At 75.4% G+C, this 8,538-nt stretch carries 6 protein-coding genes; 1 reads left to right on the top strand and 5 read right to left on the bottom strand.

Annotation, left to right across the window (positions count from 1 at the left end; translation table 11 throughout):
• The 5 genes from VR44_RS29485 to VR44_RS29465 all read right to left on the bottom strand — a co-directional run.
• The coding region (locus VR44_RS29485) for a serine/threonine-protein kinase (RefSeq protein ID WP_245692434.1) at positions 1 to 1,071 on the bottom strand (1,071 nt) is incomplete at its 3' end.
• A 118-nt stretch (positions 1,072 to 1,189) separates the two neighbouring features.
• Positions 1,190 to 2,539, bottom strand: coding sequence for a hypothetical protein (locus VR44_RS29480; protein WP_045950667.1), 1,350 nt, complete (start codon positions 2,537 to 2,539; stop codon positions 1,190 to 1,192).
• A gap of 52 nt (positions 2,540 to 2,591) precedes the next feature.
• Entirely contained in the window at positions 2,592 to 4,001 is a 1,410-nt protein-coding gene (locus VR44_RS29475) for a DUF2252 domain-containing protein (RefSeq protein WP_045950666.1), read from the bottom strand.
• A 47-nt stretch (positions 4,002 to 4,048) separates the two neighbouring features.
• The gene (locus tag VR44_RS29470) at positions 4,049 to 4,246 is read right to left on the bottom strand and encodes a hypothetical protein (protein WP_045950669.1); all 198 of its coding nucleotides are present in this window, start codon (positions 4,244 to 4,246) and stop codon (positions 4,049 to 4,051) included.
• A gap of 120 nt (positions 4,247 to 4,366) precedes the next feature.
• Complete coding sequence (locus VR44_RS29465) at positions 4,367 to 6,964, bottom strand: winged helix-turn-helix domain-containing protein (RefSeq protein ID WP_045950665.1); 2,598 nt, start codon at positions 6,962 to 6,964, stop codon at positions 4,367 to 4,369.
• Positions 6,965 to 7,220: 256 nt separating this feature from the next.
• Here VR44_RS29465 and VR44_RS29460 point away from each other — a divergent pair.
• On the top strand, positions 7,221 to 8,538 hold a 1,318-nt coding region (locus VR44_RS29460), incomplete at its 3' end, for a diacylglycerol/lipid kinase family protein (protein ID WP_045950668.1).

The following is an 8,538-nucleotide window of genomic DNA, read 5'->3' as shown; positions in this document are numbered from 1 at the left end:
GCCGGAATGCACCCCGGCCGGCCCGAGCGCCCCGGCCGGCCCGACAGCCCCGCCGGCCCCAGCCAGCCCAGCAGCTCCAGCAGCCATCGTCAGCCCCCTGTCCCCTGCCGGGGCGTTCCCACCGGCCCCGGCAAACCCGGCGGCCCCGGCAGCCGATGCCGCCCCGCCGACCCCGGCTGCCCCAGCCGGCCCGGCAGCAGGCCCCGGGGTGCCGGTGCCGGAGGCCACCGCTTCCAGGAGGGCGCGGGCCTGGTCGGCCGTGGGGCGGGATTCCGGTTCCTTCGCCATCAGGGCCTGCAGCACCGGTCCGAGCGGGCCCGCCCGCCGGGCCTCGGGGAGGGGTTCGGCGATGATCGCGGACAGGGTCGACCACACCGAGGTCCGGCGGAACGGCGAGACGCCCTCCACCGCCGCGTACAGGGTCATCCCGAGCGACCAGATGTCCGAGGCCGGGCCGGGTTCCCGGCCCTGGGCCCGCTCCGGCGGCAGGTAGTCCAGCGAACCGACGATCTCGCCGCTGCGGGTCAGCTTCGCCAGTTCCTCGTCGTCGGGGTTCTGCATGCTGGCGATGCCGAAGTCGGTGAGGACGACCCGGCCGCCGCGCTCCAGCAGCACGTTGCCCGGCTTGACGTCCCGGTGCAGGACACCGGCCCGGTGGGCGGCGTCGAGGGCGTCCATCAGCTTCGCGCCGATCGCGGCGGCCTCGTGGGGGTCCAGCGCGCCGCGCCGTGCGACGACCGCGTCCAGCGAGGGGCCGTCGACGAGTTCCATCACGATGACCGGGAGCCCCTGGTCCTCGGTCACGTCGTGCACGGTGACCACCCCGGTGTGCCGGATGCGCGCGGCGGCCTGCGCCTCCCGCTGCATCCGGGTGCGCAGGTCGGCCAGTTCGGCGGGGCCGGCGTCGGTGTAGGCCCGCAGCAGCTTGACGGCGACCTCGCGGCCGAGGACCTCGTCGACGGCCTTCGCGACCACGCCCATGCCGCCGCGGCCGACCACCTCGGTCACCCGGTAGCGCCCTCCGAGTGCCCTGCCGACCAGGTCTCCGTCGTTCGCCTGCTCCGATGGCACCGGCACAGCCCGCTCCCCGTTCCCTCACCGGCCGTCCGTCGACGGCCTGCCGGGGCCTAGCGTAGAGGCATGATCACATCGGGGTTCACCCGGTCGGCGGAGCCCGTTTCCGTCCGCATCACCCGCCGCGGGTGGGGTGGCCGGCCTCCTTGCCGGGGTGCGGCCCGTCGCCCGGGGCGGCCGCCAGGACGCCGAGCAGGACCAGGACGAGGACCACGATCCCGAAGACGACGGCCACGACGGCGGGCGTCGGATGGTTCCAGAGCAGCAGGGTCAGCGCTCCGGCCCCGATCACCACGCCGGTCGTCCACGCCCCGTGCCCGGCCAGCCACCGCCCCGTGGAACCGGTCCGCACGCCGAGCCGTTGCAGGTGGCGGCCTCCGGCGCCGGTGGCCCGGCGCGCCTCGGTGCGCACGACGCGGGCGCCGCGCCCCGGCCCGTACAGGTACGCGGCCAGCAGGGTGACCACGGCGACGACGATGAGCGTGCGGGCGCTCTCCCGCAGGAAGCGCACCAGCGTGTCGTAGATGACGGCGGCGGCATCGGGCGGCAGGGTCGCCGGGGGCACGGAGTCCAGGTAGATCCTCCGGGCCACGGCCAGGGCGACGAGCAGGACGCCCATCATCACGCCCACGCCGATGGCGGTGGCCATCAGCCACACGCGGTGGGCGGGGGCGCACCAGATGGCGAGGGCCGCCAGGGCGAGGGCCACCACGGGCAGCCAGACGCCCACGACGTTCAGCAGCCGCATGGCGTTCTGGGCCTTGTCCAGCTTGTCGACCTTGAGCAGCGGGATCTGCTTGTCCACCTCGGGGATCGCCGAAGCCTTCTCGAACCCGGCGGCGGTGAGCCGCTCCTTGAGCTGGTCGGTGAGCGTGCCGAGGTCGAGGACGATCGTGTCGCCCTTGGACGCGACGGCGCTGGAGCCCTCCCCGGTCAGCACGTTGACCACGGCGGCCTGGGCCCGCCGGTTGGCCTCGGTCCAGACGGTCTCGAACTGGTCGCTCGCCACCACCTTGGCCACCACGGCGTGGACCGCCGAGGTGAGGGCGCTCTTCAGGGGGCCTTCCAGGGCCTGCGACTTCTCCACCACCAGGGGCGGCGCGTCGGCCTGTTTCAGGGCCCGGCCCAGGGCCTCGGTGATCGCCTTGACGTCGACGTTGGCCACCACGCCGGCGGTCAGCTTGTCGTTGACCGCGTTCTGCACGGCGGGCTCGTCGGCGAGGGGAGCCACCGTCTGCACGTACCGGTCCGTGTCGGTGATCGTGTCGTCCACCCAGGCCGACACGACAGCGATCGGGGACAGCAGGAGCGCGAGCAGCAGCAGGACCGAGGCCCCCGCGTAGCGCACGCGCTTGTGGCGCACCGAGGCGGCCTTGCGCAGCCGTACGTACTCCGCGCGCTCCTCCGCGCTGAGCGGGGGGTGCGGCCCTTCGGGGCCGGAGGGGACCGGGGCAGTCGGGTCCATGGTTCGTCCTCCCTCTTCTCGGTGCCCGCCGCCGCGGCCCGCGGGCGGTCGGTCAGCCCTCGGCCGTCGCCACACGGCCGGTGCGGGCGGCTTCGAGGAACGCGTCGTAGTCGCGCAGGTTCTGTTCGGCGTACGCCTCCGCGTAGGCGGCGACCGCCCGGTCGAAGGCGTCGGAAATACCGAGGTAGCCGGCGATGGCGATGGGATCACCGGACCGGGCGTGGCCCCGGGCGAGGGAGAAGCCGCAGGCCCGGGCGAACAGGCTGAGGCCCTCCGGGCGCATCGTCTCGACGCGGATGGAGCCCTTCCAGTCGAGCAGTTGGCGGACGTAGAAGTCGCGCTCCCTGCCGTCGACGCCGGTGACCCGCATCCACCCGAGGAAGATGTCGCTGGCGGCCTGCATCAGCCGCTGCCCCGCCACCACGCGCAGGCCCTGGCTCCCGTAGTCCGCGGGCGCGGTGTAGGGGGCGAGGACGGATTCCTGGGCCTCCTTCGCCTGGAGCAGGAGCGGGTCGTCCTCGTCCCGGCCGGTCAGCAGGACGATCCAGCAGCGGGTGCCGACGCTGCCGACGCCGACGACCTTGCGGGCGACGTCGACCGGGCGGTATCGGGCGAGCAGTACGCGGCGTTCGGGAGCCAGGCTCTGCGCGTACGCCTCGATGAGCCCGCGCACGACGGTGTCCTGGTCCGTGCGGCCGCCCTCACCCAGCACCTGGGACAGGGGCACGATCAGGGGCGGGGCGGGAGCGATGCGCAGCTCTCCGCCGACGCGGTGGGTGAGTTTGGCGAGGGCCTGGAGGTGGTCCCGGCTGCGGGCCTTGGCCAGCGTGCGGTCGGTGCGGCGCAGCACGCGGTCGCCGCCCTGGGCGGCGATCAGGCGGAGCTCCTCGGAGTCGTCCTGGGCGTACCAGATGTCCAGGACGCGCATCTCGGCGAGGCGCCGCATCCGGCGCCGGTACGCCGAGACGGCCTCGGCCACGACGGCGGCCCGGTCCTGGGGGGTGAACCCGCTGTCGCGGCCCGCGACGGCGAGGCTCGCCGCGAGCCGCTTGACGTCCCATTCGAAGGGGCCGGGGTAGGTCTCGTCGAAGTCGTTGACGTCGAAGACGAGGGAGCGCTCGGGTGAGGCGAAGAGGCCGAAGTTCATGACGTGGGCGTCTCCGCACAGTTGCACGGTGAGGTCCGTGCGGGGTGCGCGCCCCAGGTCCGCGGCCATGACGGCGGCGGCGCCCCGGTAGAAGGAGAAGGGTGACTTCAGCATGCGGCCGTGCCGGATGGGCACCAGTTCCGGCACCCGTGAGGCGGCCTGCGCCAGCAGCACCTCGACGGGGTCGGGCCGGTCGGGCCCCGGGTCGAACCGGGCCTGCCCGGACCGCGGCAGGCCCGCCCGCGCCTGCTTGCCGCGCTCTGCGCGGTCGGCCGGTGTGGGGGCCGGCCCCGGGGCGAAGGGGAACGTGGTCACGGTGCTCCCGCCTCCTGCCTGCGTGGGTCCTGGGCGACCGTGCCCGGTCAGTCGGGCAGGCGTCGCATCTCCTCGACGTGCAGTCCCAGGTCCCGGAACCGTCCGAGCAGGCCGTAGAGGTGTGCCTCGTCGGTCACGGTGCCGAAGAAGAGGGTCTGACGGGCCGCCGGGAACTCCCGGAGCTCCGGGAAGGCATGGGAGACCGGCTCGGACACACGGCCCGTGATCCGGAATTCGTAGCGCATGGGCAGCCGCCTCTCTCCCAGTCGCCGCAGCCCCGTCGGGCCCGCCACGTCCATACCGCCGGCCCTCCCGCGCACCTCACCCGTCGCAGGTGAGGCACGGCCGGGCGGGTGTCGCAGGGGTCACAGCATGTGCAGTTCGCGAGCGCGTTCCACCGCGTCGCGCCGGCGGGAGACGCACAGCTTGCGGTAGATGCCGCGCAGGTGGGTCTTGACGGTGTTGACGGACAGCTGCAGCTCGGCGGCGACCTCGTCGGTGGACATCATCCGCGCCACCTGCTGGAGCACCTCCCGCTCCCGGGGGCTCAGCTGCTCGACCACCGGGCGGTCGGCCGGGGCGTGCGGGGCACCGAGCCACGTGTAGGAGCCGCTGCGCCCGTCGAGGCCGGCGGCCAGGTGCCGCACCCAGGGACCGGCCTCCGTGAACGGCCGCCTGAGCCCTTCGGGGCGTGCGGTGTCGAGGGCCTGGACGAGCAGGTCGCGCGCCCTGTCCTCGTGTCCGTCGAGGAGCGCCTGGTGGGCACGGAGCAGCAGCAGGCGGACCCGGTCGGACACGGTCAGCGCGTCGGACTCCTCCGCGGTCTCGATCAGCCGCAGGGCCTGTGCGGGGTGGTCGGCGGCGGCGCGGACCTGGGCCAGCGCCACCGTGTGCGAGGGCATGGCGTCGCCCGTCCCGACCTGGTCCAGGGCGGTGGCCGCGGCGTCGAGGTCCCCGCGGGCCAGGGCCGCAGTGGCATGGGCGACGGCGAGGCGGGCGGCCGGCCCGGGCGAGGCGGCGGCCGGCCCTTCGAGGTGGCCGTCGAGGTGCGTGCGGGCGGCGTCCCACGCGCCCCGGGCGGTTTCCAGCTGGGCCCGGAGCACCGACCGCTCGATCAGGAGGTCGAGGTCGTCGCGGGTGTCGGCGAGGAGCTCCGCGTGGTCGAGGTGCCCGGCCGCCGCGGCGAGGTCCTCCCGCTCGAGGGCCACGGCGGCGAGCGCCAGGCCCGCGGCGCCGGAGCGGTGGGACTCCGGGATGCCGTGCTGGTCGGCGAGGGCCAGGGAGGCGGCCCCGTGCTCCTCGGCGAGGGTCAGCTCCCCCGCGGCGGCGTCGGCCAGGGCCAGCCGTCCCAGGCACCGGTGCCGCAGCAGGACCGCGGCGTCTCCGCAGCAGGCCCGGACCGCCTGTTCGAGCACCTCGCGGGCGGGCTGCGGGAGGCCCCCGCGCAGGCGGGCGCACGCCTGGCCGTACAGGCGCAGCGGCTCCAGCTCGGGGTGGCGGGCGCGCTCCTCGGACGGGAGGCGTGCCAGGAGTTCGGCGACCCGGTGGGCCTCCTCGTCGGCGGCGCCGGGGGCGGACAGCAGCCGCAGCAGGGCGGCGGTGAGCCCGTCGGCCGGTTCGGTCTCCAGGGCCGGACCGCCGGTCGCCGCCTCGGCGCGGGCGAGCCAGGAGCGGCAGCCCGGGACGTCCTGGCGGGCCATCCGGCAGGCGGCGGCGACCAGGGCCGCCCTGGCGCCGGGGACGTCCTCGGGCATGCGGGAGAAGGTGTCGGCGGACGGGGATCCACCGCCGGCGAGGAGGGGGACCACCAGCAGGTGCTGGACGGTCTGGGCGGCGGCGAAGCTCCAGTCGCCGCCCGCGGCGGCCTCGTCCACGGCCTCGGCGCTGCGGCCCTGTTCGGCGTACCAGCGGGCGGCCCGGCGGTGCAGCAGGGGCTCCAGCTCGGGCTGCCTGCTGCGCAGGTGGGCGCGCAGGGCCGCGGCGAACAGGGGGTGGAACCGGTACCACTGGGTGCCGGGGAGCGGTTCGACGAACGCGTGGCAGCGGGCCAGGTCCTGCAGGATGCGGCCCGCGTCACCGCGACCGGTGAGAGCCGCGACGAGGTCGGGGTGGACCCGGTTCAGGACGCCCGCGCGCAGCAGCAGGTCACGGGCCGGCTCGGGCTGGGCTGCGAGGACCTCGGTGAGGAGGTAGTCGGAGACCGCCTGCTCGGAGGCGGTGAAGGAACGGGCGAAGTCGGCGGGGTCCTCGGAGCGCGCCATGGCGAGCGCGCACAGGCGCAGGCCCGCGGCCCAGCCCTCGGTGTGTTCCAGGAGGAGGTCCACGAGGGGGCCGTCGGGTGCGGTCCCCTGGCCGCGCAGCAGCTGGACCGCCTCCTTCCGGGTGAACGCCAGGTCGTGTTCGCGGATCTCGTGGACGCGGTCCTCGGCCCGGTAGCGGTGCAGCGGCAGCGGCGGGTCCTCCCGGCTGATCAGGACCAGCCGCAGGGCCGGGCCGGCGTGCTCGGAGACGAACCGCAGGCCCTCGGGGACGGCGTTGCCCGGGGCCTTGTCGAGCCCGTCGACTACCAGCACCAGGGGCGGGGCGAGTTCGAGCGCGGAGGCGAGGCGGACCAGCAGCGAGCGGTCCACGTCGTCCGCGCAGACGGGCGTGCCGAGGTCGTCCTCGGCCAGGGCCCCGGAGCGCCGGAGGCCTTCGACGACGTAGGCCCAGAACACGCCCGGGGTGTCGTCCTCGTCGAGCGTCACCCAGACCACCGGGCGGGAGGCGGACGCGGACCGGGCCCAGGAGGCGGCCAGGGCGGTCTTCCCGACCCCGGGAGCTCCGGTGATCAGCGTCAGCGGTCCCTTGGTGCCCAGGGTGAGCCGGTTCAGCAGCCGCGGCCGGCGCACCAGGCCGGGGGCGTGGCAGGGCACGGCGAGTTTCGCGGCCAGCAAGGGGTCGCCGGTCAAGGGCACGGTCATGAGGTCATACCCCCGGCGAGGCGGCTCTTCATGGCCTGGGCTTCCTCCGGCTCCTCGTGTCCGTGTCCGCGCCCCACCGCCGGAGCCGCCACCCAGCGGTGGCGGGGTCCCAGGCAGGTGCCCCTCCATGGTCACGTCCTGCCGTCTTGATCGCACGCCGCGCACATCGCCCGGCCCGGGCGATGCGGACCGGGCGGGTGCGGGGGCCAATGGAGGTGTCGTGGTGTGTCGCGGAGTGGAGGTGGGCTGCGTGAGCATGCACGTCAAGGCCCGGCTGGCGCTGTTGGCGGGCACGGCCGCGCTGGCCGTCATGCTGGTCTTCGCCGGGCTGCGCGGCATCGTCCTGGTGGCGGTGGGACTGGCCGGCGTGGCCGTCACGGCGGCGGCCGTGTGGCTCTTCCTGGCCCATCGCGGGCCGATCCGCTGGATGGCCCTGGTCCTCGCCGTGGCCTCGCCGGTCGCCGTGATCGTCTCGTACGTGCGCGCGCAGCTCTTGTGGGTCGTGCTGTGCACGGTGGCCCTGTGGGGGCTGGCAGTGGCGGCCGGGCGGTCGGCCCTGGCCGACGAGGGCCGGTCCCGCATGCCCGGGCGTCCGGCGCGGCCGCCCCGGCACCCGTTCCTGATCATGAACCCGCGGTCGGGGGGCGGGAAGGTCGGCGCCTTCGGCCTCCGCGAGAAGGCCGAGGCGCTCGGCGCCGAGGTGGTGCTGCTCGACCCCGACCACCACGAGGACGTCGCCGAGCTCGCGCGCCGCGCCATCGAGCGCGGCGCCGATCTCGTCGGGGTCGCCGGGGGCGACGGCACGCAGGCCCTGGTCGCCTCCGTCGCCGCCGAGCACGGGGTCCCGTTCCTGGTCATCAGCGCCGGTACCCGCAACCACTTCGCGATGGACCTCGGGCTGGACCGGCTCGATCCTTCGACCTGCCTGGACGCCCTCACCGACGGTGTCGAACTCCGGGTGGACCTCGGCCGCGTCGGCGACCGCGGCTTCGTCAACAACGCCTCCTTCGGCACCTACGCCGAGGTGGTCCAGAGTCCGGCGTACCGCGACGACAAGATGCGTACGACGCTGAGCCTGCTGCCGGACCTGCTGGCGCGCCACACCGGCCCCCGGCTGACGGTGCGCGCCGGGGACACCGTGGTCGAGGACCCGCAGGCCGTGCTGGTCAGCAACAATCCCTACGGGACAGGCGACCCCGCGGGCCTGGGCCGGCGCAGCCGGCTCGACGCGGGCGTCCTCGGCGTCCTCGCGATCAAGGTGAACAACGCCGCCCAGGCCGCGGGCATCCTGCGCGGCGCGCGCTCCACGGGGCTGACCTCGCTGACCGCCCTCGAGGTGGAGGTGGACTCCGACGCACCGCTGGTACGCATCGGCATCGACGGCGAGTCCGTCATGCTGCCGGCCCCCGTGCGCTGCCGTGTGGAGCCGGGCGCGCTGCGCGTGGTCGTGCCGAGGCACCGGCCGGGGAACCGCGCCGGCGTCCCGATGGACTGGGCGGGGGTGCGCCGGCTGGCCCTGACGATGGGCCGGGCGGCGGGCCGCCCCCGGCCGGAGCCGCCCGCCGGGCCCGGGG

Origin of the sequence: Streptomyces katrae, assembly GCF_000966975.1 — a bacterium.
Classification (GTDB): domain Bacteria; phylum Actinomycetota; class Actinomycetes; order Streptomycetales; family Streptomycetaceae; genus Streptomyces; species Streptomyces katrae.
This window is presented reverse-complemented; position numbering and strand designations above follow the sequence as displayed.

What these genes read in the sequence shown, in the direction of transcription:
- VR44_RS29480 (WP_045950667.1), bottom strand. Translation starts at nt 2,539, where the DNA reads ATGGACCCGACTGCCCCGGTCCCCTCCGGCCCCGAAGGGCCGCACCCC.
- VR44_RS29470 (WP_045950669.1), bottom strand. Translation starts at nt 4,246, where the DNA reads ATGCGCTACGAATTCCGGATCACGGGCCGTGTGTCCGAGCCGGTCTCC.
- VR44_RS29465 (WP_045950665.1), bottom strand. Translation starts at nt 6,964, where the DNA reads ATGACCGTGCCCTTGACCGGCGACCCCTTGCTGGCCGCGAAACTCGCC.